A 24,590-nucleotide genomic window follows, 5' to 3' on the forward strand; every position below is an offset into this window, starting at 1 on the left:
GCCGTTCCCTTCACCCAGACGTTCTCCGCTACATTAGACGGAATCAGGATGAAGGGAATCCAATCACTCAGCGATTTTCTTTTTCGCCGCGCGCTTGGCTTTGGTCGCCGCAGCGATTTTTTGGGTTTTCACCGACGGTTTCTTCGCTTTTTTCTCGCCTTTTGGCTGAGCAGCCTTCGGTTGAGATTTGCCTTTCTCTTTGCGGAATGCGCCATCTGGCTCAAAGTTCACTTGCTTTCCCGCCTGACGACGACGCCCGGAGGATTTGCCTGCGGCACCCTTTTTCGCCTTCTCACGCTCGGTTTTACCCACGTTGCGCGGAGCGCGCTCGCTGGAGATAAGCGAGAAGTCAATCTTACGCTCGTCCATGTTGACCGCTTCAACCCGCACTTCTACGCGATCGCCCAGACGATAAGTCTGACCGCCGGATTCACCGATCAGACGCTGTCCAACCTGATCGAAGCGGTAGTAGTCGTTATCGAGCGAAGAAACGTGCACCAGACCATCAATAAACAGTTCATCAAGACGAACGAAGAAACCAAATCCGGTCACGCTGGCGATCACGCCTTTGAAGACATTACCGACCTGATCCAACATGAAATCACACTTCAGCCAGTCCGATACATCGCGCGTCGCTTCATCAGCACGGCGTTCGGTCATCGAACAGTGTGCTCCCAGCTGCAGCATCTCTTCCATGCTGTAGTGCCAACCGCCGGTCTCGGTGCTATTACCTTTATGTCCCTGCTCTTTCGCCAGCAGATACTTGATAGCACGATGCAGCGACAGATCCGGGTAGCGACGAATCGGTGAAGTGAAGTGAGCGTAAGATTGCAGCGCGAGGCCAAAGTGACCGCGATTTTCCGGGTCGTACACCGCCTGTTTCATCGACCGCAGCAGCATGGTTTGCAGCATTTCCGCATCTGGTCGATCGGCGATCGACGTCAGCAGTTCGGCATAATCACGCGGCTCTGGCTTATTACCTCCAGGCAGCTCAAGTCCAAGCTCAGCCAGAACTGAACGGAATGCGGTGATCGCCTCCGTGCTTGGCTTGTCGTGAATACGGAACAGCGCCGGTTCTTCAGCTTTCTCCACAAAGCGCGCAGCGGAAATGTTCGCCAGAATCATGCACTCTTCAATCAGCTTATGGGCGTCGTTACGCTGAGTCTGTTCAATGCGCTCAATGCGACGTTCAGCATTGAAGATGAATTTAGCTTCTTCACTCTCAAATGAGATACCGCCGCGCTCTTCACGAGCGACATCCAGCACCTTGTAGAGGTTATGAAGCTCTTCAATATGCTTAACCAGCGGCGCATACTGCTCACGCAGGTCCTGATCGCCCTGCAGCATATGCCAGACCTTGGTGTAGGTCAGGCGAGCATGGGAACTCATCACCGCTTCATAGAATTTGAAGCCGGTCAGACGCCCTTTTGATGAAATCGTCATCTCGCAAACCATACAGAGTCTGTCGACCTGAGGATTCAGCGAGCACAGACCGTTGGAGAGCACTTCCGGCAGCATCGGGACGACCTGAGATGGGAAGTAGACTGAGGTACCACGGCTGCGTGCTTCACCATCCAGCGGCGTGCCGGGGCGCACGTAGTAGCTCACATCGGCAATGGCCACCCACAGACGCCAGCCGCCGCCGCGTTTCTTCTCGCAGTATACGGCGTCATCAAAGTCGCGAGCATCTTCGCCATCAATGGTGACCAGCGGCAGATTACGTAAATCAACACGTCCTGCCTTCGCCTCTTCCGGCACCTGTTCTTTCAGACTTGAAACCTGTTTTTCCACCTCAGGTGGCCAGACATGGGGGATTTCATGGGTACGCAGGGCCATATCGACCGCCATTCCAGTTCCCATGTTATCGCCCAGCACTTCGACGATTTTACCCACCGCTTTGGTGCGGCGGGTTGGGCGCTGGGTGAGCTCAACCACGACCACAAACCCCATGCGCGCGCCCATAATCTCTTCTGGCGGGATCAGGATGTCGAAGCTTAAGCGACTGTCATCGGGAACGACAAAGCCCACACCCGCCTCGGTAAAGTAGCGGCCAACGATCTGCCCTATTTTTGGTACCAGGACACGAACGATACGAGCTTCCCGGCGGCCTTTACGGTCCGCACCCAGAGGCTGCGCCAGCACCTGATCGCCATGAATACAGGTTTTCATCTGTTCAGATGATAAATAAAGATCATCTTTACGGCCTTCGACGCGCAGGAAGCCATAGCCATCGCGATGACCGATAACGATGCCTTTCAGCAGATCGAGACGCTCAGGCAGCGCATAGCACTGGCGGCGAGTGAAGACCAGTTGACCATCACGTTCCATTGCGCGCAGTCGACGGCGCAATGCTTCTTGTTGTTCTTCGCCTTCGATATTCAGCTCTATTGCCAGCTCATCACGGCTGGCCGGTTTTTCGCGTTTTGCTAAATGATCGAGGATGAATTCCCGGCTTGGGATTGGATTGGCGTACTTTTCAGTTTCGCGGTCCAGGAAAGGATCTTGTGACATGTCGGTTCCTCCGTTGTCATCTCCAGTGAAGTTTACGTCACTCCACCAGTAATAATTTATAAAGTGGTTGATTCTTTTCAACCAAATCGGCCAACGTGTAGTTGTCTAGTTCCTTAAGAAAACTTTGTGTGGCTTCTGCAAGCGCCTGCTTCAAGCGGCAGGCGGGCGTAATATGGCAAAATTCGCTGCTGCAATTGACCAACGATAACGGCTCCAAATCGCGGACAACATCGCCTACTCGAATCATGTTTGCCGGTTTGCCAAGGCGAATTCCGCCGTTCTTTCCCCGTACTGCCGTGACGTAGCCCACACGACTTAACTGATTGATTATTTTTACCATATGATTACGAGAGACACCGTAAACCTCCGTAACTTCGGAGATACTGGTCATCCTTCCATCCGGCAGCGACGCCATATATATCAGCGCACGTAATCCGTAATCAGTGAAACTCGTTAACTGCACAATCAACCTCAGGGAAAAGAAAAACGGGGTGTGTCGATAGACGTAATTACTATTGATGATAAACCAGCCAGCGCTCAGGCCGCTAATTTATTTAAATGGGGCGGGCGAACAGTAAAAACAAGAGGCGCCTGAACGGCGCCCCTGGGGATAATTATGCGTCGAACGGGTCGCGCAGAATCATCGTCTCGGTACGGTCAGGACCGGTAGAGATGATATCAACCGGTACGCCGGTGAGTTCTTCAATGCGCGCGATATAGTTCAGAGCTGCCTGCGGTAGGCCGCTGCGCTCTTTCACGCCGAAGGTCGTTTCGGACCAGCCTGGCATTGTTTCATAAATCGGTTCAATACCTTCCCAGTTGTCAGCAGCCAGCGGAGTGGTGGTCACTTCACGGCCATCCGGCATACGGTAGGCCACACAGATTTTAACTTCTTTCAGGCCGTCCAGGACGTCCAGTTTAGTCAGGCAGAAGCCAGACAGGGAGTTAATCTGCACCGCACGGCGCACGGCGACGGCGTCAAGCCAACCGGTACGACGACGACGGCCGGTAGTGGCACCGAACTCGTTACCCTGCTTGCACAGGAACTCGCCGATGTCATCAAACAGTTCAGTCGGGAACGGACCAGCCCCCACACGAGTGGAGTAGGCTTTGATAATACCCAGTACGTAATCAACATAACGTGGGCCCAAGCCAGAACCGGTCGCCACGCCACCAGCGGTGGTGTTGGAAGAGGTTACGTACGGATAGGTACCGTGGTCGATATCCAGTAGCGTACCCTGTGCGCCTTCAAACATGACGAAATCGCCACGCTTACGCGCCTGATCCAGAAGGTCGGAAACATCAACGACCATCGCGGTCAGGATGTCGGCAATTGCCATCACATCATCCAGGACTTTCTGATAATCAACCGCTTCAGCTTTATAGAAATTCACCAGCTGGAAGTTGTGATATTCCATCACTTCTTTCAGTTTGTCAGCGAAGGTCGCTTTATCAAACAGATCGCCAACGCGCAGACCGCGGCGAGCCACTTTATCTTCGTAAGCCGGACCGATACCGCGACCGGTAGTACCGATAGCTTTCGCGCCGCGCGCTTTCTCACGCGCCACATCCAGCGCGACATGATATTCAAGGATAAGCGGGCAGGCTTCAGAAAGCAGCAGACGCTCGCGGACAGGGATACCACGGTCTTCCAGTCCTTTCATCTCTTTCATCAGCGCAGCCGGAGACAGCACAACACCGTTACCGATGATGCTGGTAACATTCTCGCGAAGAATACCTGATGGAATGAGGTGGAGGACGGTTTTTTCACCGTTGATTACGAGAGTATGGCCTGCGTTGTGACCGCCCTGGTAGCGCACAACATATTTAGCCCGTTCAGTCAGGAGATCGACGATCTTCCCTTTACCTTCGTCACCCCATTGGGTGCCCAGTACGACGACGTTGTTACCCATTTTTCAAAATCACCGTTTGCTTAAAAATGGATTCTACCATCGCTTTTTCAGAGTTACAGCACTTTTTGCACTCAAAACGCGGTAAATTCGGCTACTTTTCACTCAGCCAATCGTTTTCCTCAACATGTAGTAGATGACGATGCCAGCGACCACAAGACCACCGCCAAAACGGCGCAATAAATTATCCGGCAACTGACTCATCGTGGCGACCATTCGCCGCCATGCCCGTGGGTAAAGTAATGGCCCGAGTCCTTCAAGTACTAAAACCAGCGCCAGTGCCAACCAGATTGCTGAGTTCATTATTCACCTTTATATAAATATCGCGCTGTGTAGTACCAGTGGTTTATCAATGTTGTGTTTACTCTCACTTCACATTGTCCGGTATTTCCTCTTTATTATGAACTTATTTAATGAAACAAAATTCATAACCCATTGTATTGCAGGTTATTTTTAAAATTGCAAGTATGCTAGCGCGTATCAACTTTGGATACGAGCATAAAATAATTAGGATGATTATCATGAGAGAACTAACCACATTTGAAATTGATGCCGTAAGCGGCGCTGGCTGGCTGCAAGATGGGCTGGCATCAATAGGGTCACAATTAGGTTCTGCCGTTTGGTCTGCAGAAAGTAGCTTGCTGAATATCGAGCTACCTATTGTTGGAAAAATTAACCTGGCAACTTTTGCTCCTAACCTGGGTAAGACGGTAGGCGAGACACTGGGCTCAAGCATTGGTGGAAGCATTGAGAACTCACTCTCCTCTCTACCAAACCTTGGTGGTTTCTTCAGTAAACTCTTTGCCAACTAACTTCACTGTCAGTTGCGTTAAATGAAGTCAAGCAGTCCCATGTAAAAATGGCGCCTCAATAGAGGCGCCATTATTTTTGACAATCGTTACTTATCGATGACTGCTCTCAGGAGTCTTCATATAACGGAAGAAATCGCTATCCGGGCTGAGAACCATTACATCCTGATTGCTCTGGAAGCTATTCTCATAAGCTCGCAGGCTACGGATGAAGGCATAGAAGCCCGGGTCCTGGCTGAATGCATCAGCAAACAGTTTTGCCGCTTCAGCATCACCTTCACCACGCATAATGCGGCCCTGACGTTCGGATTCAGCCAACGTTTTGGTGACTTCATAGTCCGCAGCTGCGCGCAGTTTTTCAGCTTCTTCCTGGCCCTGCGAACGGTGACGACGAGCAACTGCTTCACGCTCAGCACGCATACGGTTGTAGATCGCTTCAGAGACTTCAGCAGGAAGGTTGATCTGTTTGATTCGTACGTCGACAACTTCAATACCCAGTGCCGCCATACTGTTCGGGTTGATCACCTTCACCTTACCGTTAGTTTCTGCTTCAACAAGTTTTGCCGCTTTGGCAATCGCATCATCGGCAGCCGGCGTGCTAACTTCATCTTCTGTGCCTGCAGAACCTGAGTTCAGCGCATCACGGACTTCCAGAGTCAGACGACCACGGGAGTCAGTTACGATGTCTTTCACATCCAGACGACCAATTTCAGAACGCAGGCGGTCAGAGAATTTACGCTTCAGCAGAACCTCGGCCTGGGAGACATCACCGCCGCCAGTTGCCAGATAGTAACGACTGAAGTCGCTGATGCGCCACTTGATATACGAGTCAACAATCAGGTCTTTCTTCTCTTTGGTCACAAAGCGATCGGCCTGGTTGTCCATGGTCTGGATACGCGCATCCAGCATTTTCACTGATTCAATAAACGGGATCTTGAAGTGCAGGCCCGGCTCATAGACCAGTGGTTTGTTTTCATCGTCGCGCAGAACTTTACCAAAGCGCAGGCTAATACCACGCTCGCCTTCTTTAACAACAAAGACGGACATGTAGAGCACCACCAGCACGATGACAATTATCGCGATAACAGATTTACGCATCGTTATTCCCCCTGACGCTGGTAGTCGTTACGCTGCGCGTTGGCGCGGCGTTGGTCCATAATGTTGCCTCCCGTAGAGGTCTGAGCGTTACTGGCGCTGTTTGAGCTGGATGCAGGCGGCAGACGCAGCAGATCGCTTGCGCCACTGCTATCACTCTTTGCCGCTGGTGCGCCAGCACCTTTCAGCATCTGATCCAGAGGCAGAACCATCAGGTTGCTCCCTTTATCGTTAACCAGCACTTTGCGAGTATGGCTCAGCACTTTTTCCATGGTTTCGATATACAGACGCTCACGGGTAATTTCCGGAGCTGCTTTATATTCAGGAAGGATCTTCGCAAAGCGAGCAACCTCACCCTGCGCTTCAAGAACGGTCTGAGTTTTATACGCACGCGCTTCTTCAAGGATACGCTGTGCCTGACCATTCGCTCGTGGCTGAACTTCGTTGGTGTATGCTTCAGCTTCACGAATGTACTGCTGTTCGTTTTCACGCGCGGCAATCGCATCGTCAAACGCGGCTTTCACTTCTTCTGGCGGACGCGCTGTCTGGAAGTTAACGTCCAGCAGAGTAATCCCCATGTTGTACGGACGAATCGTCTCTTCCAGTTCGCGCTGGGTATCGCTACGGATGACGGTACGTCCTTCGGTCAGGATGCGGTCCATCGTGTATTTACCGATGACACCACGCAGGGCGCTGTCGGTCGCCTGACGCAGGCTGTCGTCCGCGCTGGTCACGCTAAACAGATAGCGTTCCGGATCGGTCACGCGATACTGCACGTTCATCTCTACGCGCACAACGTTTTCGTCAGACGTCAGCATGACGCCGGAAGCCGCCAGTTCACGAACGGATTCAACGTTAACCGCCTGCACGGTATCAATGAAGGTGGGTTTCCAGTTAAGGCCAGGTTCAACCAGATGGCTAAATTTACCAAAGCGAGTGACGACGCCACGTTCAGCTTCTTTAATGGTATAGAAACCACTGGCTGCCCAAATAATAACCGCAGCGGCGGCAACAATGCCGACGATACGACCGCCCATTGGGCCACGAGGTCCCTGAGAGCCGCTACCGCCGCCCAGTCCACCTTTTCCGCCACCCAGGCCACCAAGTTTTTTACTTAGCTTACGGAAGATATCATCCAGATCGGGAGGTCCCTGCTCGCGACCACCTTTGTTGCCATTTCCCCCAGAGTTGCCGCCTTGGTTATTGCTGCTTCCCCACGGGTCGCGGTCCTGTCCGTTATTACCGGGCTGATTCCACGCCATGTATATGCTCCATATTTGTTTTTGATATCCCCACAGGGGTTAATATCTTCAGGCAAGCTGCAAGGTCAAATCACGTATTCAACCAGCGCTGGCTCTTGTTTACAGAGGCGACGCCAGTCAACGATTGGCATGCGCACCTGCAGACCAACGCTACCGTCATCCTCCATCCACTCTTTCTCTATCGCCTGAAGCTGATAGAACCGACTTCTCAACCGACCTTCCTGAGGTGGTAGGCGCAGCGTATGTTGCGCCACTTCACCAGAAAGCCGTTCCGTCAAAGCCTGAAAAAGCAGTGGTACGCCAACCCCGGTCTGGGCGGAAAGCCAGACCCGGATCGGTTTATTCTCTTCATCCCTGTCGATACGCGGCTCAAAATCGTCCAGCATGTCGATTTTGTTCATGACCAGCAGCGCCGGGATTTCATCGGCCTCGATTTCAGCGAGAACCGTATTTACTGCGTCAATATTTTCCTGCACCCGGACATCGGCTGCATCAATGACATGCAGCAACAGTGTCGCCTGCCGCGTCTCCTGGAGAGTCGCTTTAAACGCGGCCACCAGATCGTGCGGCAGATGGCGGATAAAACCTACGGTGTCAGCCAGAACGGTTTCGCCAACATCAGGAACATCAATGCGGCGCAGCGTTGGGTCAAGGGTAGCGAACAGCTGATTCGCGGCGTAGACCTCAGCTTCGGTTATCTGGTTGAACAGCGTTGATTTACCGGCATTGGTATAACCGACCAGCGATACGGTCGGAATATCGGCTTTGGCACGTGACCGTCGTCCTTGTTCGCGCTGCTTCTCTACTTTTTCCAGTCGCGACAGGATCTGCATAATACGGTTACGCAGCAAACGACGGTCAGTTTCGAGCTGGGTTTCACCCGGGCCACGCAAACCAATCCCGCCTTTCTGTCTTTCAAGGTGGGTCCAACCGCGAACGAGGCGAGTCGCCATATGACGCAGTTGTGCCAGCTCAACCTGCAGTTTCCCTTCGTGGGTACGCGCTCGCTGGGCAAAAATATCTAAAATCAGGCCAGTACGATCGATAACCCGGCACTCGCATAAGCGCTCAAGGTTTCGTTCCTGCGCCGGACTCAGGGCATGATCGAACAACACGACCGATGCACCGGTCGCTTTTACGGCTTCCGCAATTTCGACAGCTTTACCTTCACCAACAAAATACTTCGGGTGCGGTGCTTTACGGCTACCGGTAATCACCTGCATTGCTTCGACACCGGCGGAAGAGGCCAGAGTTTCAAACTCCTGGAGATCTTCCATATCTTTGTCTTGCGAAAAATAGATGTGTACCAGTACCGCCTGCTCACCGGCATCATAACGGTCAAACAAGCGTAAACCCCTTATAAAATACCAGCGGGGAACGCAGAAAACCTGGCTCCCCGACGTGGAAAAACAGCATCTGCCTTATTCGGCGTCTTCGCTGTCTTGCTGCGACGCAGAAGAACCCTGCGCACCACCACCGTGGTGATAGTTATTTGTACCGCCGCCAGCATTATTGCTGTGGTGTGACACCGGGCGAGACGGGACAACAGTAGAAATTGCGTGCTTATAGACCATCTGGCTGACCGTGTTTTTCAACAGGATCACGAACTGATCGAAAGACTCAATTTGCCCTTGCAGCTTAATACCATTCACCAAATAAATAGAAACCGGAACACGTTCCCGACGCAAAGCGTTCAGGAACGGATCTTGTAAAGATTGCCCCTTAGCCATTCTCTCTTTTCCTTATATGTATGCTTGTTTTGTACTCAGAACCTTACGATTCTTAAAAATTACGCACGATAACCGTTCAATTGTACACGTTCAGTCCAGGCTAGCACCAACAACCTGTAATACTTTGTTGAACGCCTGTTCAGGTTGTTCACTATCCAACCAGTGGACACCTTCCCAACCGCGCAGCCAGGTGACCTGACGTTTAGCTAACTGTCTCGTGGCGCAAACACCTCGATAAACCATTTCATCATACGGGATCTCGCCATTAAGGTACGACCACATCTGGCGATATCCGACACAACGAATGGAAGGCATATCCGTATGCAAATCTCCCCGGGCAAATAACGCCCGTACTTCTGCTTCAAAACCCGAAGCCAACATCTGATGAAAACGCTGTTCTATGCGTTGATGGAGCAGTTCACGGCTCGCCGGGGCGATGGCGAACTGATGCACCTTATACGGCAGAGCGTCACCTGACGTTTGCGTCAGTTCCGTTAAAGTTTTACCCGAAATGAAAAAAACTTCCAGTGCTCGGGAAAGTCTTTGCGGATCATTTGGATGAATACGCGCCGCGGCAACCGGATCAATCTCCTGTAATTGCTGGTGTAACGCGTTCCACCCTTGCTCTACGGCTTGTTGCTCAATTCTGGCTCTGACTGCAGGATCCGCCGAAGGTAACGGCGATAATCCCTCCAACAACGCTTTGAAATACAACATTGTTCCGCCGACCAGCAGCGGAATACGCCCGGCAGCGACAATATCAGCCATCTCTGCCAACGCATCGCGACGAAAATCTGCCGCAGAATAAGCTTCAGCCGGATCAAGAATATCCAGCAGTCGATGCGGCGCAGCGCTTAGCTCTTGCGCATCCGGCTTAGCCGTACCGATATCCATTCCTCGATAGATGAGGGCTGAATCAACGCTAATCAACTCTACGGGCAAAACTTTACGTAAAGCGATAGCCAACGCGGTTTTACCGGAGGCCGTCGGGCCCATTAAAAATATTGCCTTAGGCAGGCTCGCCTCGGTTACATCACTCATCTTTCAGGGCATTCATCGCCGAATGTAAATCAACAGGTTGTAACAGACCACCCGGCGGCGCTTTAACCAGCTGCGGGCACAAACGTTCTATATCCGCCAGGACAGCAATCGCCTGCGCCATATTCCACTGCCCGTGCTCACTCGCCAGATTGCGCGCTATCCACTGGGCAATATTGTTGACGTCGAATGTTTTTTGCTGCGCCAGGTAGCCTATCAGTTCAGGAATCAAGATTTGTAAATTTTGTTGTCTTAAGGGTAAAGGCACCGCCCGAATCGTCACGTGCTGCGCATCAGATTGCAGCTCAATACCGACCTGCGTCAGCGCCGATTGCGCGTTATCCAGCGCTACTTTCTCCCCTTCAGACACTTTTAGCCGTAGCGGAATAAGCAGCGGCTGGGCACAAACCGCTTCTACACCAGGCGTCAGTTGCGCCTGACGCAGCCAGCGTTCAGCAACCGGCAGAGCCAATAACGCTAACTTGCCATCGCGCTCTAGCAGCGCGCAGTCGCCATCAACAATCGTCAACACGCGACCAAAGCTTTGGCTGTGTCCAGCCAATCCTTCTGTCACTGGTGTGGGTGATACTGGCTTTCGCTCCGGGACCGGAGTATCCAGCAGTTGGCGATACAGCGCACCCTGCTGTTTTTGATAGCCTGGCTGCGCATGGGGCCAGCCTGCCCCACCAGCGGAACCCAAAGCGGTGGATTCTCGCGAGCCTCCCGCATTAAAGCGCGGCGCGGCAGTCTCATCATGATATCGGGGAGGCGCCGCTTCACGCGCAACCGCTGGCTGGGCGAAATGGTTGCCGCCTGCCGCAATGCGGTTCTCCGGCACCTGGCGAGGCGCAGGTTCATCGCCCTCTTCTGCCAATGGCGCACTCAGCTGCTGCTGAAGCACGCTCAGCACACCTTGATAAATAAAATCATGAACCAGCCGCGACTGATGAAAACGAACTTCATGCTTGGCCGGATGAACATTCACATCCACCTGGTGCGGATCGATTTCCAGGTAAAGCACAAAAGCGGGCTGCTGATTGGCTCCCAGCTTATCTTCACAAGCCTGACGAATTGCATGATTAATCAGGCGGTCACGCATCATCCGTCCGTTGACGTAGCAATACTGAATTTCTGCCAGCGCCGGATTCGTATGCAGAGGATCGGCCACCCAGCCGCTAAGGGTAAGATCGCCGTGCTGCCACTCGATAGCCAGGGCATGTTCAAGAAACGGCGTACCGCAAATAGCGCCCAACCGCCGCTCGCGCTGACCATTCTGTGACACAGCTCGATACTGGCGCACCGCTTTACCGTTGTGGCTGAGGTTAATCGTGACGTCGAAACGCGCCAGCGCGATGCGCCGCACGATCTCGTCGATATGATTAAACTCAGTTTTTTCGGTACGCATGAATTTGCGACGAGCGGGGGTGTTATAAAAAAGATCCAGTACTTCCAGCGTTGTTCCCACCGGGTGCGCCGCTGGTTTGACAGTAACGTCCTGATCGCGCCCTTCTGCATAGGCCTGCCAGGCTTCTTGCTGCTCCTCAGTACGCGAGGTTAGCGTCAGGCGGGCGACAGAACTGATACTGGCTAAGGCTTCACCGCGAAATCCGAGGCTGATTATCGCTTCCAGATCATCAAGCGAGGCGATTTTACTGGTGGCATGACGCGCCAGCGCCAACGCCAGTTCGTCTTTTTTAATCCCACAGCCGTTGTCGCGGATGCGGATCAACTTCGCACCGCCGCGCTCAATATCAATATCGATACGCGTAGCACCTGCATCGAGGCTATTTTCAACTAACTCTTTGACGACAGATGCCGGACGTTCCACCACTTCACCAGCGGCAATCTGGTTGGCGAGCTGCGGCGGTAGAACCTGAATCGGCATAGCCGTCTCCTTAATTTAACAACGTTCCGTCTGATGACCCCGCGCTGGCAGTCTGCGCCGCTGTCCCGCGCGGCGCTGATTGCAGCGGATGCTGCATAAAGTAGTTACGCAGACCGTTATAAATCGCCTCGGCGACCTGCTGTTGAAAAGCATCGCTACCCAGCAATCTCTCTTCGCCGGTATTGCTGATAAACCCGGTTTCGACAAGGATTGACGGGATATCCGGCGAACGCAGAACGCCCAGGCTGGCATGCTCAGGGCGACGTTTATGCAAGTCGCCGATTCGCTGTAGCTGGCTCAACACATTAGTCGCCACATCATACCCGACGCGCTGAGAATGACCGAACTGTAAATCCAGCACCGCCTGGCTCAGGTAAGGGTCCGACTGACTATTCGCCAGCACATCGCCCGCTCCACCCAGTAACTCAGACTGTTTCTCATGCTGTTCGAGCCATCCGGCCATTTCACTGTTGGCACGACGGTTGGAAAGTACCCAAACCGAGGCCCCGGTTGCATCACGGTTTGGCGCAGCGTCAGCATGAATCGATACGAGGAAGTTAGCATTTTGCTTACGCGCTACGTCTGAACGTCCCATAACGGAAATGAAATAATCGCCGTCGCGCGTCAGTACCGGCTTGAACTGCGGATCGGCATTCAGCAACGTGCGAAGCTTACGGGCGATAGCAATGGTCACATTCTTCTCTTTCGTGCCATTCGGACCAATCGCCCCTGGGTCCTGACCACCGTGACCGGCATCAATGGCGATAATCACTTTATCATCGGTCGATACGGTGCGAGTCGCAGGACGCGTGATGGTACTTGTGCTAGTCACCGCAGTCAGCCGATCGTTATCGGCTTTAAACGGGTTACGCGCCGGTTCGCTCGGGCGAGAGGGTTGCACAATGGGTTTCTCAACCTGTTTCACTACCACCGGCGGCGGCGGAGGAGGAGGTGGTGGTGGAGGCGCATCAGCATTAATGGTAAACACCACGGTATAGTTAGAGCCATTCTGCTGCTTCACCGCACGAGTTTTCCCATCGGCGGTCAGATCCACCAGCAGACGCAGCGACTGCGCGTCCTGCGGCGACCCGGAACGGATACTTTTCACCAGATTATTGCCGCTAAACTGCAGCGGTAGCCCCTGGAGCACGCCAGTCTGTTTTATATCCAGCGCCACGGTTCGCTTGCCCTGTGGGCTAAACGAATATTCAGGATCGCCGATAAAACTAATAGTAATGCGGGCCTGCTGATCTCCATTTGAGACCTGGATGTCGGATAAACTTGCCGCGGTGGCCTGAATGCTAAACAGCATCAGTGCAGCGGCCAGCCAACTGGTTATGCGATACATCATCCCGTCGTCCTTCAGGCTAATTAGCCAAACGCGCCAATAGAGACTCACCCAATGTGGAGACAGCCGTTACGCGTGCCTCCCGCCCTTGAGCCTGGTATTCAAGGTGAATTTCAACATCCGGGTCAGGCAGTACACCTGTGCCTTGTTGCGGCCATTCCACCAGGCAGATGGCATCATCAGTAAAATAATCGCGAATCCCCATAAATTCGAGCTCCTCAGGATCCGCAAGGCGATACAGGTCAAAGTGATAGACCATCAGATTATCGAGACTATAGGGTTCGACCAGCGTATAGGTTGGGCTTTTGACATTACCACGATGGCCAAGCGCATGAAGAAAGCCGCGGCTAAAGGTGGTTTTACCCGCACCTAAATCGCCATACAAATAGATAACCGTGGCACCAGTACACGCCTGCGCTATGCGGTCGCCAAGGTTTAAAGTCGCCTGCTCGTCGGGTAAAGAAATCACTCGGTTAATCATGGTCTACGTCAATCACATCCGGGTTAACAACACGCCTGAGCGTGGAAAAAAGATCGGTCGCCAGCATTCCGCGAGTGCCATTTCTGGCGGCCAAACGATCGGCGGCTTCGCCATGAGCAACGCATCCAGCGCAGGCGGCATCATACGGCGTCAGGCGCTGGCCTAACAATGCGGCAATAATACCGGTCAGCACATCGCCCATTCCACCGCTGGCCATACCGGCATTACCCGCATCGATAATGCCCATCTCGCCTGATTCGTTCGCGACTATCGTACCTGCGCCTTTCAGCACTACAACACCACCATAACGTTTTACCAGACGTTGTGCAGAATGTAAGCGATCGCTTTCAATTTCTGCCACACTCGTGTTCAGCAAACGGGCAGCTTCGCCGGGATGCGGCGTTAGCACGCGATTGTGACGTTTATCGGGATTTATTGCCAGCAGGTTCAGTGCATCCGCATCCCAGACCATCGGTTTACGAAAGTTCTGCGTCTGACGCAGCGCTTTTTTACCCCACTCGCTCTGGCCCAGTCCTGGTCCAATCGCCACTACATCGGCCCATTGCAAGCTTTCCTCCAGCGACTGAGCCGTCAGCTCGTGGACCATCAACTCTGGTCTGGCGGTTAGAATGGGGACGACGTTGTCCTGGTGAGTTAACACTCGCACTAACCCCACCCCCGCACGCAGCGCCGCCTCACCGGTCATGCGGATAGCCCCCGCAGTACCCGGTTCACCGCCGATAATCACCAGCTTACCGTGATCACCTTTATGTGATGTGGGGCGTCGCGGCGGTAGCCAGCCGGACAGCTGTGAGGCATCGAATCGACTAAGAGCCGTCGTCTCGGCAGCCAGCCAGCGCTCAAGCCCCAGAGCATGATGATGCAGCTTGCCCACGACATCGCGGGCTTTACCGGTTAGCAGCCCAGGTTTAAGCGCGATAAAGGTAATGGTATGCGCGGCGTTGATAACCGCTCCCGGCGTCGCACCGGTCTGCGCATTCAACCCCGAGGGGATATCCAGCGCGACAACCGGTGCCGGATATGCGTTCGCGCATGCGATGAGTTGCGCTACGTTTTCCCGCGGAGCGCTCTGTAGCCCGGTACCGAGCAGACCATCAATAATCAGAGTGATTCCTTCTGGCCAGTCAATATTGGCGGCATGAATCGTGCCGCCCGCATTCAGCCACTCTTCACGCGCAATGCCAGCCTCTTCCGGCAGCGGTTTCTCGCTCTCCAGCGCCAGCAGCGTAACCTGAATCCCTCGCGCATGCGCGAGGCGAGCCACCACATAGCCATCACCGCCGTTATTACCGTGACCGCAAAGAATCAGCCAGTGCTGACTATCAGGATATTTTTCACGAGCGAGATGGAAAGCCGCCTCGCCCGCACGGCGCATCAGCTCAAATAACGTCATCCCGAGGGTATCTGCCGCCTCTTTTTCCGCTAGTCGTAGCGCATCCGCCGACCAGATGATGTGTGGTATACTGTCGGTGTTTTTCGTCATTGTATGGTCCATCATGTCACAGCCCCTCGATCTCAATCAGTTAGCGCAACAAATTAAACAATGGGGCACAGAGTTGGGGTTCCAGCAGGTCGGTATTACCGATACCGACCTGAGCGCCAGTGAACCTAAACTGCAGGCGTGGCTGGATAAACAATACCACGGCGAAATGGAGTGGATGGCGCGCCATGGAATGATGCGCGCACGCCCTCACGAACTCCAGCCCGGTACGTTACGCGTGATTAGCGTGAGAATGAACTATCTGCCCGCTAACGCCGCTTTCGCCCGCACCCTGAAAGATCCCATCCTGGGTTACGTTAGCCGCTATGCTCTTGGGCGGGACTATCATAAGCTGCTACGTAACCGCCTGAAAAAACTAGGCGAGATGATTCAGGGACAGTGTGCTTCGCTCAATTTTAGACCTTTTGTCGATTCCGCGCCGATTCTTGAGCGCCCTTTAGCTGAAAAAGCGGGGCTTGGCTGGACAGGTAAGCACTCACTAATCCTCAGTCGCGATGCTGGATCGTTTTTCTTTCTCGGTGAGTTGCTTATTGACCTCCCTCTGCCCATCGACCAACCCGTCGAAGAAGAGTGCGGGCGTTGTGTTGCCTGCATGACGATTTGCCCGACCGGCGCCATCGTTGAACCTTATACCGTTGATGCCCGGCGCTGCATTTCCTATCTGACCATCGAGCTAGAAGGTGCAATCCCGGAAGAGTTCCGCCCGCTGATCGGCAACCGCATCTATGGCTGCGATGACTGCCAGCTAATTTGCCCGTGGAACCGCTTTGCGCAGTTAACCGATGAAGATGACTTCAGTCCGCGTAAAGCGCTCCATGCGCCTGCGCTACTGGAGCTGTTCGCCTGGAGCGAACCTTATTTTTTAAAAGTGACGGAAGGATCGGCCATTCGCCGTATTGGTCATCTGCGCTGGCTACGTAATATCGCCGTCGCATTGGGAAATGCCCCCTGGGATGAAGCTAATCTGCAGGCCCTGGAGAGCCGCCGAGGTGAGCACCCACTTCTCGACGAACACATTGAATGGGCGGTTGCGCAGCAAATTGAGAAGAGAAATGCCAACGTGATTGAGGTGCAGTTGCCGAAGAAACTGCGGCTGGTCAGAGTGGTTGAAAAAGGGCTACCAAGAGATGCCTGATTCATTCACAGGGTGTGAATAAAAATAAAAACACATTGCGTATCAACATGCAGACGTTCGTCAAGTGATCGGATTAACACTTTGAAATGAAATTTTATTCTTATATTTCAACAAAATAAGAAGATACTATTTATATAACGAAGTATTTTTCCGACTAATGGCAAAAGATTAACCTGTGGATAACTCTGTTCACAGTATTTTCCTGGGTACAACGAAAATCATCCCCGGCGCGATTTTGCGCTGTGGATAAAATGAATATCGGAAGAAATTTTGGAGCGGGAAACGAGACTCGAACTCGCGACCCCGACCTTGGCAAGGTCGTGCTCTACCAACTGAGCTATTCCCGCTTGGGTGTGGTGACTTTCAAATTTTGGAGCGGGAAACGAGACTCGAACTCGCGACCCCGACCTTGGCAAGGTCGTGCTCTACCAACTGAGCTATTCCCGCTTAATCTTCGTCTTTCAAGCTGCTTCTGCGTTAGCCGCCTTCACTCACTTTAGTCACTTACTTAAGTAAGCTTCTAAAGATTCGTTCAGTTGCTGCCTTGCCGCAACTCGAAATCCTGTGATTAGGATGATACTTTTCAAATTTTTGGAGCGGGAAACGAGACTCGAACTCGCGACCCCGACCTTGGCAAGGTCGTGCTCTACCAACTGAGCTATTCCCGCATACTGCTGGCCATATTTCTATAGCGTCGTGATTTGCATTTCTGCTTCGTCACGGGAGGCGCATTATACGAGAATTCGATTTACCTGCAACCCCCCTGAGAGCAATTTTTTTTGTTTTTGGTTCAAGTGACCACTTTACCACCAGACATACTCTTAAATTGCCTAAATAACCATCACATGCAGCAAAATAACTTTTTCCGGCTTCGCTAAAGGCGCAAAATCGCTCAAGTTTATCGGCGGATACCGCCCGCTGACGGTCAACAACGATGACAACCAGGGAAATAAAATGAAAAAAGCGCTTACCGTCCTGCTGCTGACTACGCTTGCTACAGGAACAGCATCGGCAACAACGCTACATTTTGGGACAACGACGGCCAATCCGCCGTATGAAACCGTCAATGGTAAAAATCAGCCCACGGGTTTCGATATCGACCTGGCCAATGCGCTGTGCAAGCAGATGCAGGTTGAATGCAAATTTACCCCCCAAAGCTTCGATACGCTCATCCCGGCGCTGCGCTTTAAGAAATTCGACGCCGTTATTGCCGGTATTGAAGTGATTCCCATGCGAGAAAAGCAGGTCGCTTTCAGCCATCCCTATCGTCAGGAGCTATCCGGCGTGGTGGTAACAGCGAGGGACGCAGCCCACACGTTTACCGATCTGAAAGACAAAAAACTCGGCGTCGTGAAAGGCACTATTCATCAACATTACCTGCGTGACAAACAAAAAGCCGTACATGCCGTACCTTTTGAGAGCGACGAAAGTGCCTTAAACGCGCTGAAAGAAGGCGTGATTAGCGGAGTGATCGGCGATCAGGAAACGCTAACTAAATGGCAGCAGGATAACCCTGATTACGGCATCATGGATGAACGCGCAACGGATCCCGCCTACTACGGCAAGCAGTTCGCCATTGCAGTGCGCAAAGATGACCCGGAGCTGCTGAATAACCTCAATGCCGCACTGGACGTCGTTAAAGCGTCGCCAGAATTCCTGGAAATGGAGCAGAAGTGGTTTAAATAGCAGAAAGTATTGCCGGGGCGTTTCCGGCCCCGGCACAGATATCAGAGCTGAATAAAGTGCTCACGGTAGTAAGCCAGTTCCGCCACCGACTCACGGATATCGTCCATCGCCTGATGGGTCCCTTGTTTCTTAAAGCCGTCTAGAATTTCCGGTTTCCAGCGACGCGCCAGCTCTTTTAGCGTGCTGACGTCCAGATAACGATAGTGGAAGTAAGCTTCCAGTTCCGGCATATATTTAAATAAAAAGCGACGATCCTGGCCGATGCTGTTACCGCAAATCGGTGATTTGCCCGCAGGCACCCACTGTTTGAGGAATTCAATAGTCGCCAGTTCCGCTTCACGATCGCCCTCAGTGCTCGCTTTCACGCGCTCCACCAGCCCGCTACCGGTATGGGTGCGTACGTTCCACTCATCCATCAACGCCAGCTGCGCATCAGACTGATGCACTGCGATCGTCGGCCCTTCCGCCAGGATGTTCAGGTTCGCGTCGGTCACCAGGGTGGCGATTTCAATGATGCGATCGCGCTCCGGATCCAGTCCCGTCATTTCAAGATCGATCCAAATCAGGTTGTTTTCATCTGCACTCATGTTATTTTCCACCCTTCTTACGTAACTATATTGATCTAAAATAGCGTGTATCATAGAGGTTTTGCCCATACAGGGCGACCAGGAGCCAGTTCGATTGAGTAAAAATAAACTCTCCAAAGGCCAAGAGCGCCGCGTGAAGGCCAACCACCAGCGCCGCCTGAAAACGACTTCGGAGAAGGCTGATTTTGATGACAATCTGTTCGGCGAGAAATCCGAAGGTATCGTCATTAGCCGCTTTGGTATGCATGCCGATGTCGAATCCGCCGACGGTAGCGTCCATCGCTGCAATATTCGTCGCACCATCCGTTCGCTGGTCACTGGCGATCGCGTCGTCTGGCGTCCAGGCAAAAGCGCAGCTGCAGGGGTTAACGTAAAAGGTATCGTTGAAGCGGTGCATGAACGAACCTCAGTGCTGACGCGCCCGGATTTCTACGACGGAGTGAAACCCATCGCCGCCAATATCAATCAGATAGTCATTGTTTCAGCAATTTTGCCTGAGCTATCACCGAATATTATCGACCGTTATCTCGTCGCCTGCGAAACGCTGAACGTTGAGCCGCTGATTGTGCTCAATAAGACAGATCTGTTGGATGAAGACGCCATGGCCTTCGTCAACGAGCAAATGGATGTTTACCGCAAGATAGGTTACCGCGTACTGATGGTCTCCAGCCGTACTCAGGATGGTCTGAAGCCGCTTGAAGAAGCGCTCACTGACCGAATCAGCATCTTTGCCGGGCAGTCCGGGGTGGGAAAATCCAGTTTACTGAATGCTCTCCTGGGCCTGCAGGAAGAAATCCTCACCAATGATGTCTCTGACAACTCGGGACTGGGCCAGCACACCACCACTGCCGCGCGCCTTTACCACTTCCCGCACGGCGGCGATGTGATTGATTCCCCGGGCGTACGCGAGTTCGGCCTCTGGCATCTCGACGCGGAACAAATCACCCACGGCTTTGTCGAATTCCATGACTATTTAGGCCGCTGCAAATATCGCGACTGCAAACACGATACCGACCCAGGCTGCGCAATTCGCGAAGCGGTAGAGAAAGGCGCAATTGCAGAGAGCCGGTTTGAAAACTATCACCGCATTTTGGAAAGCATGGCGCAGGTACAGGTAAAAACGCGTAAAAGCTTTTCATCAACCGATGACTGACATTTAAGCTGAGCATCGTTAGAATCGCCCCCTTTTTTCAGACCCTCGCTAATGCGGGTGGTCAGGAACGACAAATAATGGCCTGGAGGCTACCTTGTTAAACGATCTTAAACTTTCGCTGCAATACATTCTGCCTAAACTGTGGCTCACCCGCCTCGCAGGCTGGGGTGCACGCAAGCGAGCAGGTTGGCTGACAAAACTGGTCATCGATCTGTTCGTGAAATACTACAAGGTCGATATGAAAGAGGCACAAAAGCCTGATACCGCCAACTATCGCACCTTTAACGACTTCTTCGTTCGCCCGCTGCGCGATGATGTGCGCCCATTAAACACCGACCCGAGCGTCCTGGTGATGCCTGCTGATGGCGTAATCAGCCAGTTGGGTGCCATTGAAGAAGATAAAATTCTGCAGGCCAAAGGCCACAACTACAGCCTTGAAGCTCTGCTGGCCGGTAACTATCAGATGGCTGCCCTGTTCCGTAACGGGAGCTTTGTCACCACTTATCTTTCACCGCGCGATTACCACCGCGTTCACATGCCGTGTAACGGTATTCTGCGCGAGATGATCTATGTGCCAGGCGATCTGTTCTCAGTAAACCATCTGACCGCACAAAACGTGCCAAATCTTTTTGCCCGCAACGAGCGCGTCATCTGTCTGTTTGACACTGAGTTTGGCCCAATGGCGCAAATTCTGGTGGGTGCCACTATCGTCGGCAGTATCGAAACCGTCTGGTCCGGGACCGTGACTCCGCCCCGCGAAGGTATCATCAAACGCTGGACCTGGCCTGCCGGTGACAACGAAGGATCTGTCGCACTGCTTAAAGGCCAGGAGATGGGTCGCTTCAAGCTTGGCTCCACGGTGATTAACCTGTTTGCCCCAGGCCAGGTGAAGCTGGTTGAGCAATTACAAAGCCTGTCGGTGACCAAAATTGGTCAGCCGCTGGCGATCGCACCTGAAGCCGTCACTCCCGTTGAGCCTGCACCGCCGTCGGAAGAAGAAGTCCGCGCCGAACACGCAGCCAGCCCGCTGGTTAGCGATAAACAAGACGAAGGTTAATTCCTGAGAGAAAAAGGTTACACCGTGCGCCTGATATACACTTTCCTGTTGGCCTTGAGCCTCAGTTTTGGGGCGTACGCAGCAACCGCCCCGGATGCAAAACAGATAGCGCAGGAACTGGAGCAGGCGAAGGCGGCAAAACCCGCCCAGCCTGAAACCGTTGAGGTTCTGCAATCTGCCCTGAACGCGCTTGAGGAACGTAATGCCTCCCTTGAGCGCGCTCGTCAGTACCAGGACGTTATCGATAACTTCCCCAAGCTGTCGCAAAACCTGCGCGCGCAGCTCAATAATCTGAGCGATGAGCCGCGCGAGGTTTCAACCACTCTCTCCTCTGATGCCCTGAACCAGGAGATTCTCCAGGTCAGCAGTCAGCTGCTGGAAGCCAGTCGTAAGGCGCAGCAGGAGCAGGATCGCGCCCGTGATATCGCCGATTCACTCAACCAGTTACCGCAGCAGCAGACCGACGCTCGCCGTCAATTAAACGATGTTGAACGCCGGGTTGGTGCGCAAAACAGCAATACGCCGCTGGCACAAGCGCAGAATCTCGGACTACAAGCGGAATCTGCACGTCTGAAAGCGCTGGTTGATGAACTGGACCTGGCACAGCTTTCCGCTAATAACCGCCAGGAGCTTTCTCGGATGCGCTCCGAGCTGGCGCAGAAACAGAGTGAGCAGCTCGATGCCTGGCTACAGGCGCTACGCAATCAGCTTAACAACCAACGGCAGCGCGAAGCGGAAAAAGCGCTGGAAAGCACCGAACTGCTGGCGGAAAACAGCGAAAACCTGCCGCCGGATATCGTGACCCAATTCAAGGTTAACCGCGAGCTTTCGCAGGCGTTGAATCAGCAGGCCCAGCGCATGGATCTGATCGCCTCACAGCAGCGTCAGGCCACCAATCAAACCCTGCAGGTACGCCAGGCGTTGAACACCCTGCGCGAGCAGTCTCAATGGCTGGGCTCTTCTAATTTGCTCGGTGAAGCCTTGCGCGCCCAGGTTGCACGACTACCGGAAATACCACGCCCGCAACAGTTAGATACAGAAATGGCGCAGCTGCGTGTTCAGCGCTTACGCTATGAAGATCAGCTCGGAAAACAGCCGCAGCTGAAGCAGATTCGTCAGGTAGACGGTGAACCGCTAACCAACGAGCAAAACCGCATTCTGCAAGCCCAGATGCGCACGCAAACTGAGCTACTTAACTCATTGCTGCGCGGTGGCGATACGCTCATGCTCGAACTGACCAAGCTGAAAGTGGCTAACGGCCAGCTAGAGGATGCGCTTAAAGAGATAAACGAAGCCACCCATCGCTATCTGTTCTGGACCTCCGACGTCAGCCCGATTGGTTTTTCATGGCCGCTGGAGATAGTTCAGGATTTACGCCGCCTGATCTCACTCGACACCATGAGCCAGCTCGGCAAAGCCAGCATGATGATGCTGACCAGCAAAGAGACGATACTGCCGCTGTTCGGTGCGCTCATCCTGGTCGGGTTTAGTATCAGCTCACGCCGTCACTTCACTAGCTTCCTTGAGCGCTCCAGTGCGCGGGTCGGCAAGGTCACACAGGACCACTTCTGGCTCACGCTGCGCACTGTTTTCTGGTCGATACTGGTGGCCTCGCCGCTGCCGGTATTGTGGATGACGCTGGGCTACGGCCTGCAGGCGGCCTGGCCTTTCCCGCTGGCGGTAGCTATTGGCGATAGCGTCACCGCTACGGTGCCATTGCTGTGGGTGGTAATGATTTGCGCCACCTTCGCCCGCCCAAACGGCCTGTTTATCGCCCACTTCGGCTGGCCGCGCAGCCGCGTCAGCAAAGCAATGCGCTACTACCTGATGAGTATCGGATTGATTGTGCCGCTGATTATGGCGCTCATCACCTTTGATAACCTCAACGATCGCGAGTTTTCCGCCTCTCTCGGCCGCCTCTGCTTTATGCTGATTTGCGGTGCGCTGGCGATGGTCACTCTGAGCCTGAAACGCGCCGGAATACCGCTGTATCTCGATAAAGAAGGCAGCGGCGAAAATATGGTGAACCGGCTGCTATGGAATATGCTGCTCGGCGCGCCGCTGATCGCGATGCTGGCGGCTGCGGTTGGCTATCTCGCTACCTCACAGGCGCTACTCGCCAGGCTGGAAACTTCAGTCGCCATTTGGTTCCTGTTGTTGGTGGTTTATCACATCATCCGCCGCTGGATGCTAATTCAGCGCCGCCGCCTGGCGTTCGATCGCGCGAAGCATCGACGGGCGGAGATCCTCGCCCAACGTGCCCGTGGCGAAGAAGAAGTGCAGCACACCAGCAGCCCGGAAGGCTCAATGGAAGCCGAGGTCAGCGAAATCGATCTCGACGCCATCAGTACCCAGTCTTTACGCCTTGTACGCTCCCTGCTGATGCTGATCGCACTGGTGTCGGTCATCGTCCTGTGGTCGGAAATCCACTCCGCATTCGGTTTCCTGGAAAATATCTCTCTGTGGGACGTGACCTCTACGGTGCAGGGTGTTGAGAGCCTGGAGCCGATTACTCTCGGTGCGGTGCTTATTGCCATTCTGGTGCTGATTATCACCACGCAGTTGGTGCGTAACCTGCCCGCATTGCTGGAACTAGCAATTCTTCAGCACCTGGAACTGACGCCGGGTACTGGTTACGCCATCACCACAATTACCAAGTATCTGCTGATGCTGATTGGCGGCCTGGTCGGCTTCTCGATGATTGGGATTGAGTGGTCGAAACTACAGTGGCTCATCGCCGCCCTCGGTGTCGGCCTCGGTTTTGGCTTACAAGAGATTTTCGCCAACTTTATCTCCGGCCTGATTATCCTGTTCGAAAAACCGATACGTATTGGCGATACGGTGACTATCCGCGATCTCACTGGGAGCGTGACGCGCATTAATACCCGCGCCACCACTATCAGCGACTGGGACCGCAAAGAGATTATTGTGCCGAACAAGGCGTTCATTACCGAACAGTTCATCAACTGGTCGCTGTCTGATTCGGTCACGCGCGTGGTGTTAACCGTTCCCGCGCCGGTGGACGCTAATACTGAAGAGGTCGCGCAGATCCTGTTGACCGCTGCGCACCGCTGCTCGTTAGTCATCGACACCCCAGCACCGGAAGCCTTCCTTGTTGACCTACAGCAGGGGATCCAGATTTTCGAGCTGCGTATTTTCGCCGCCGAAATGGGCCACCGCATGCCGTTGCGTCACGAGATGCATCAGCTGATTCTGGCGGGCTTCCGCGAACATGGTATCGACATGCCGTTCCCTCCGTTCCAGATGCGTCTGGAGAGTATCGATGGCAGAAAGAGCAGCAGAGCGCTGACATCAGCAGGGAAATCCAGCCGCGCGCCTGGCGGTCTGTAAGAATGGCCTTGCCCGACAATGGGCAAGGCC

General features: G+C 53.5%; 20 protein-coding genes and 3 tRNA genes. 6 read left to right on the plus strand and 17 right to left on the minus strand.

Annotated features, from left to right (window positions below; all coding sequences use genetic code 11):
• Nucleotides 1-63 precede the first annotated feature (63 nt).
• The 4 genes from rnr to QVF11_RS14075 form a co-directional block, all read right to left on the minus strand.
• Entirely contained in the window at nucleotides 64-2,511 is a 2,448-nt protein-coding gene (gene rnr / locus QVF11_RS14060; RefSeq protein ID WP_287857780.1) for a ribonuclease R, read from the minus strand.
• A 37-nt stretch (nucleotides 2,512-2,548) separates the two neighbouring features.
• Nucleotides 2,549-2,974 carry a nitric oxide-sensing transcriptional repressor NsrR gene (gene nsrR, locus QVF11_RS14065; RefSeq protein ID WP_287857783.1) on the minus strand — a complete coding sequence of 142 codons (426 nt, stop codon included), beginning with the start codon at nucleotides 2,972-2,974 and terminating at the stop codon, nucleotides 2,549-2,551.
• Between the two features lie 151 nt (nucleotides 2,975-3,125).
• Complete coding sequence (locus QVF11_RS14070; protein WP_112216205.1) at nucleotides 3,126-4,424, minus strand: adenylosuccinate synthase; 1,299 nt, start codon at nucleotides 4,422-4,424, stop codon at nucleotides 3,126-3,128.
• Between the two features lie 102 nt (nucleotides 4,425-4,526).
• Nucleotides 4,527-4,724 carry a DUF2065 domain-containing protein gene (locus QVF11_RS14075; RefSeq protein WP_287857785.1) on the minus strand — a complete coding sequence of 66 codons (198 nt, stop codon included), beginning with the start codon at nucleotides 4,722-4,724 and terminating at the stop codon, nucleotides 4,527-4,529.
• A gap of 218 nt (nucleotides 4,725-4,942) precedes the next feature.
• Here QVF11_RS14075 and QVF11_RS14080 point away from each other — a divergent pair, with 218 nt between their 5' ends.
• A complete protein-coding gene (locus QVF11_RS14080) occupies nucleotides 4,943-5,233 on the plus strand; it encodes a hypothetical protein (protein WP_142514469.1) in 291 nt (96 codons plus the stop codon).
• Nucleotides 5,234-5,323: 90 nt separating this feature from the next.
• On the opposite strand, the gene hflC is transcribed toward QVF11_RS14080, so the two are convergent.
• The 9 genes from hflC to nnr form a co-directional block, all read right to left on the minus strand.
• Nucleotides 5,324-6,328, minus strand: a complete 1,005-nt coding sequence (hflC, locus tag QVF11_RS14085) for a protease modulator HflC (protein WP_112216206.1) — start codon at nucleotides 6,326-6,328, stop codon at nucleotides 5,324-5,326.
• A 2-nt stretch (nucleotides 6,329-6,330) separates the two neighbouring features.
• The gene (gene hflK / locus QVF11_RS14090) at nucleotides 6,331-7,587 is read right to left on the minus strand and encodes an FtsH protease activity modulator HflK (RefSeq protein WP_287857787.1); all 1,257 of its coding nucleotides are present in this window, start codon (nucleotides 7,585-7,587) and stop codon (nucleotides 6,331-6,333) included.
• Nucleotides 7,588-7,652: 65 nt separating this feature from the next.
• Nucleotides 7,653-8,933, minus strand: a complete 1,281-nt coding sequence (gene hflX / locus QVF11_RS14095; protein ID WP_004109143.1) for a ribosome rescue GTPase HflX — start codon at nucleotides 8,931-8,933, stop codon at nucleotides 7,653-7,655.
• 75 nt (nucleotides 8,934-9,008) lie between these two features.
• A complete protein-coding gene (gene hfq / locus QVF11_RS14100) occupies nucleotides 9,009-9,317 on the minus strand; it encodes an RNA chaperone Hfq (protein ID WP_139540940.1) in 309 nt (102 codons plus the stop codon).
• 90 nt (nucleotides 9,318-9,407) lie between these two features.
• Entirely contained in the window at nucleotides 9,408-10,358 is a 951-nt protein-coding gene (gene miaA / locus QVF11_RS14105; RefSeq protein WP_287857790.1) for a tRNA (adenosine(37)-N6)-dimethylallyltransferase MiaA, read from the minus strand.
• Nucleotides 10,351-12,240, minus strand: a complete 1,890-nt coding sequence (gene mutL / locus QVF11_RS14110) for a DNA mismatch repair endonuclease MutL (RefSeq protein ID WP_287857792.1) — start codon at nucleotides 12,238-12,240, stop codon at nucleotides 10,351-10,353. The genes miaA and mutL overlap by 8 nt, the downstream gene beginning before the upstream one ends.
• Nucleotides 12,241-12,250: 10 nt before the next feature.
• A complete protein-coding gene (gene amiB, locus QVF11_RS14115) occupies nucleotides 12,251-13,591 on the minus strand; it encodes an N-acetylmuramoyl-L-alanine amidase AmiB (protein WP_287857794.1) in 1,341 nt (446 codons plus the stop codon).
• Between the two features lie 16 nt (nucleotides 13,592-13,607).
• The gene (gene tsaE, locus QVF11_RS14120) at nucleotides 13,608-14,069 is read right to left on the minus strand and encodes a tRNA (adenosine(37)-N6)-threonylcarbamoyltransferase complex ATPase subunit type 1 TsaE (RefSeq protein WP_112216212.1); all 462 of its coding nucleotides are present in this window, start codon (nucleotides 14,067-14,069) and stop codon (nucleotides 13,608-13,610) included.
• A complete protein-coding gene (gene nnr, locus QVF11_RS14125; protein WP_287857798.1) occupies nucleotides 14,062-15,573 on the minus strand; it encodes a bifunctional ADP-dependent NAD(P)H-hydrate dehydratase/NAD(P)H-hydrate epimerase in 1,512 nt (503 codons plus the stop codon). The genes tsaE and nnr overlap by 8 nt, the downstream gene beginning before the upstream one ends.
• A 13-nt stretch (nucleotides 15,574-15,586) precedes the next feature.
• Between nnr and queG the strand changes: the two genes are divergently transcribed.
• On the plus strand, nucleotides 15,587-16,726 hold the full coding sequence (queG, locus tag QVF11_RS14130) for a tRNA epoxyqueuosine(34) reductase QueG (RefSeq protein ID WP_142514467.1): 1,140 nt from the start codon (nucleotides 15,587-15,589) through the stop codon (nucleotides 16,724-16,726).
• A gap of 271 nt (nucleotides 16,727-16,997) precedes the next feature.
• Here the strand turns inward: queG and QVF11_RS14135 are convergent.
• The 3 genes from QVF11_RS14135 to QVF11_RS14145 form a co-directional block, all read right to left on the minus strand.
• Nucleotides 16,998-17,073: transfer RNA gene (locus QVF11_RS14135), tRNA-Gly, on the minus strand.
• Nucleotides 17,074-17,097: 24 nt separating this feature from the next.
• Nucleotides 17,098-17,173, minus strand: a tRNA-Gly gene (locus tag QVF11_RS14140).
• 145 nt (nucleotides 17,174-17,318) lie between these two features.
• A tRNA-Gly gene (locus tag QVF11_RS14145) sits at nucleotides 17,319-17,394 on the minus strand.
• 286 nt (nucleotides 17,395-17,680) lie between these two features.
• Here QVF11_RS14145 and QVF11_RS14150 point away from each other — a divergent pair.
• The gene (locus QVF11_RS14150; protein WP_142514466.1) at nucleotides 17,681-18,412 is read left to right on the plus strand and encodes an arginine ABC transporter substrate-binding protein; all 732 of its coding nucleotides are present in this window, start codon (nucleotides 17,681-17,683) and stop codon (nucleotides 18,410-18,412) included.
• Nucleotides 18,413-18,453: 41 nt separating this feature from the next.
• Here QVF11_RS14150 and orn read toward each other — a convergent pair whose 3' ends face one another.
• A complete protein-coding gene (orn, locus tag QVF11_RS14155; RefSeq protein ID WP_112216216.1) occupies nucleotides 18,454-18,999 on the minus strand; it encodes an oligoribonuclease in 546 nt (181 codons plus the stop codon).
• 94 nt (nucleotides 19,000-19,093) lie between these two features.
• Between orn and rsgA the strand changes: the two genes are divergently transcribed.
• From rsgA to mscM, 3 genes are all read left to right on the plus strand, one after another.
• Nucleotides 19,094-20,152 carry a small ribosomal subunit biogenesis GTPase RsgA gene (rsgA, locus tag QVF11_RS14160; protein ID WP_142514465.1) on the plus strand — a complete coding sequence of 353 codons (1,059 nt, stop codon included), beginning with the start codon at nucleotides 19,094-19,096 and terminating at the stop codon, nucleotides 20,150-20,152.
• A gap of 94 nt (nucleotides 20,153-20,246) precedes the next feature.
• Nucleotides 20,247-21,209 carry an archaetidylserine decarboxylase gene (gene asd / locus QVF11_RS14165; protein WP_142514464.1) on the plus strand — a complete coding sequence of 321 codons (963 nt, stop codon included), beginning with the start codon at nucleotides 20,247-20,249 and terminating at the stop codon, nucleotides 21,207-21,209.
• Between the two features lie 24 nt (nucleotides 21,210-21,233).
• Entirely contained in the window at nucleotides 21,234-24,560 is a 3,327-nt protein-coding gene (gene mscM / locus QVF11_RS14170) for a miniconductance mechanosensitive channel MscM (RefSeq protein ID WP_287857804.1), read from the plus strand.
• The last annotated feature ends 30 nt before the right edge of the window (nucleotides 24,561-24,590 follow it).

Source organism: Klebsiella sp. (genome assembly GCF_027492335.1).
Classification (GTDB): domain Bacteria; phylum Pseudomonadota; class Gammaproteobacteria; order Enterobacterales; family Enterobacteriaceae; genus Klebsiella; species Klebsiella huaxiensis.

Coding starts and splice junctions, on each gene's coding strand:
- hflC (WP_112216206.1), bottom strand. CDS start 6,328: ATGCGTAAATCTGTTATCGCGATAATTGTCATCGTGCTGGTGGTGCTC.
- QVF11_RS14150 (WP_142514466.1), top strand. CDS start 17,681: ATGAAAAAAGCGCTTACCGTCCTGCTGCTGACTACGCTTGCTACAGGA.
- queG (WP_142514467.1), top strand. CDS start 15,587: ATGTCACAGCCCCTCGATCTCAATCAGTTAGCGCAACAAATTAAACAA.
- nnr (WP_287857798.1), bottom strand. CDS start 15,573: ATGACGAAAAACACCGACAGTATACCACACATCATCTGGTCGGCGGAT.
- rnr (WP_287857780.1), bottom strand. CDS start 2,511: ATGTCACAAGATCCTTTCCTGGACCGCGAAACTGAAAAGTACGCCAAT.
- hflK (WP_287857787.1), bottom strand. CDS start 7,587: ATGGCGTGGAATCAGCCCGGTAATAACGGACAGGACCGCGACCCGTGG.
- QVF11_RS14075 (WP_287857785.1), bottom strand. CDS start 4,724: ATGAACTCAGCAATCTGGTTGGCACTGGCGCTGGTTTTAGTACTTGAA.
- QVF11_RS14070 (WP_112216205.1), bottom strand. CDS start 4,424: ATGGGTAACAACGTCGTCGTACTGGGCACCCAATGGGGTGACGAAGGT.
- miaA (WP_287857790.1), bottom strand. CDS start 10,358: ATGAGTGATGTAACCGAGGCGAGCCTGCCTAAGGCAATATTTTTAATG.
- orn (WP_112216216.1), bottom strand. CDS start 18,999: ATGAGTGCAGATGAAAACAACCTGATTTGGATCGATCTTGAAATGACG.
- QVF11_RS14080 (WP_142514469.1), top strand. CDS start 4,943: ATGAGAGAACTAACCACATTTGAAATTGATGCCGTAAGCGGCGCTGGC.
- tsaE (WP_112216212.1), bottom strand. CDS start 14,069: ATGATTAACCGAGTGATTTCTTTACCCGACGAGCAGGCGACTTTAAAC.
- amiB (WP_287857794.1), bottom strand. CDS start 13,591: ATGATGTATCGCATAACCAGTTGGCTGGCCGCTGCACTGATGCTGTTT.
- mutL (WP_287857792.1), bottom strand. CDS start 12,240: ATGCCGATTCAGGTTCTACCGCCGCAGCTCGCCAACCAGATTGCCGCT.
- hfq (WP_139540940.1), bottom strand. CDS start 9,317: ATGGCTAAGGGGCAATCTTTACAAGATCCGTTCCTGAACGCTTTGCGT.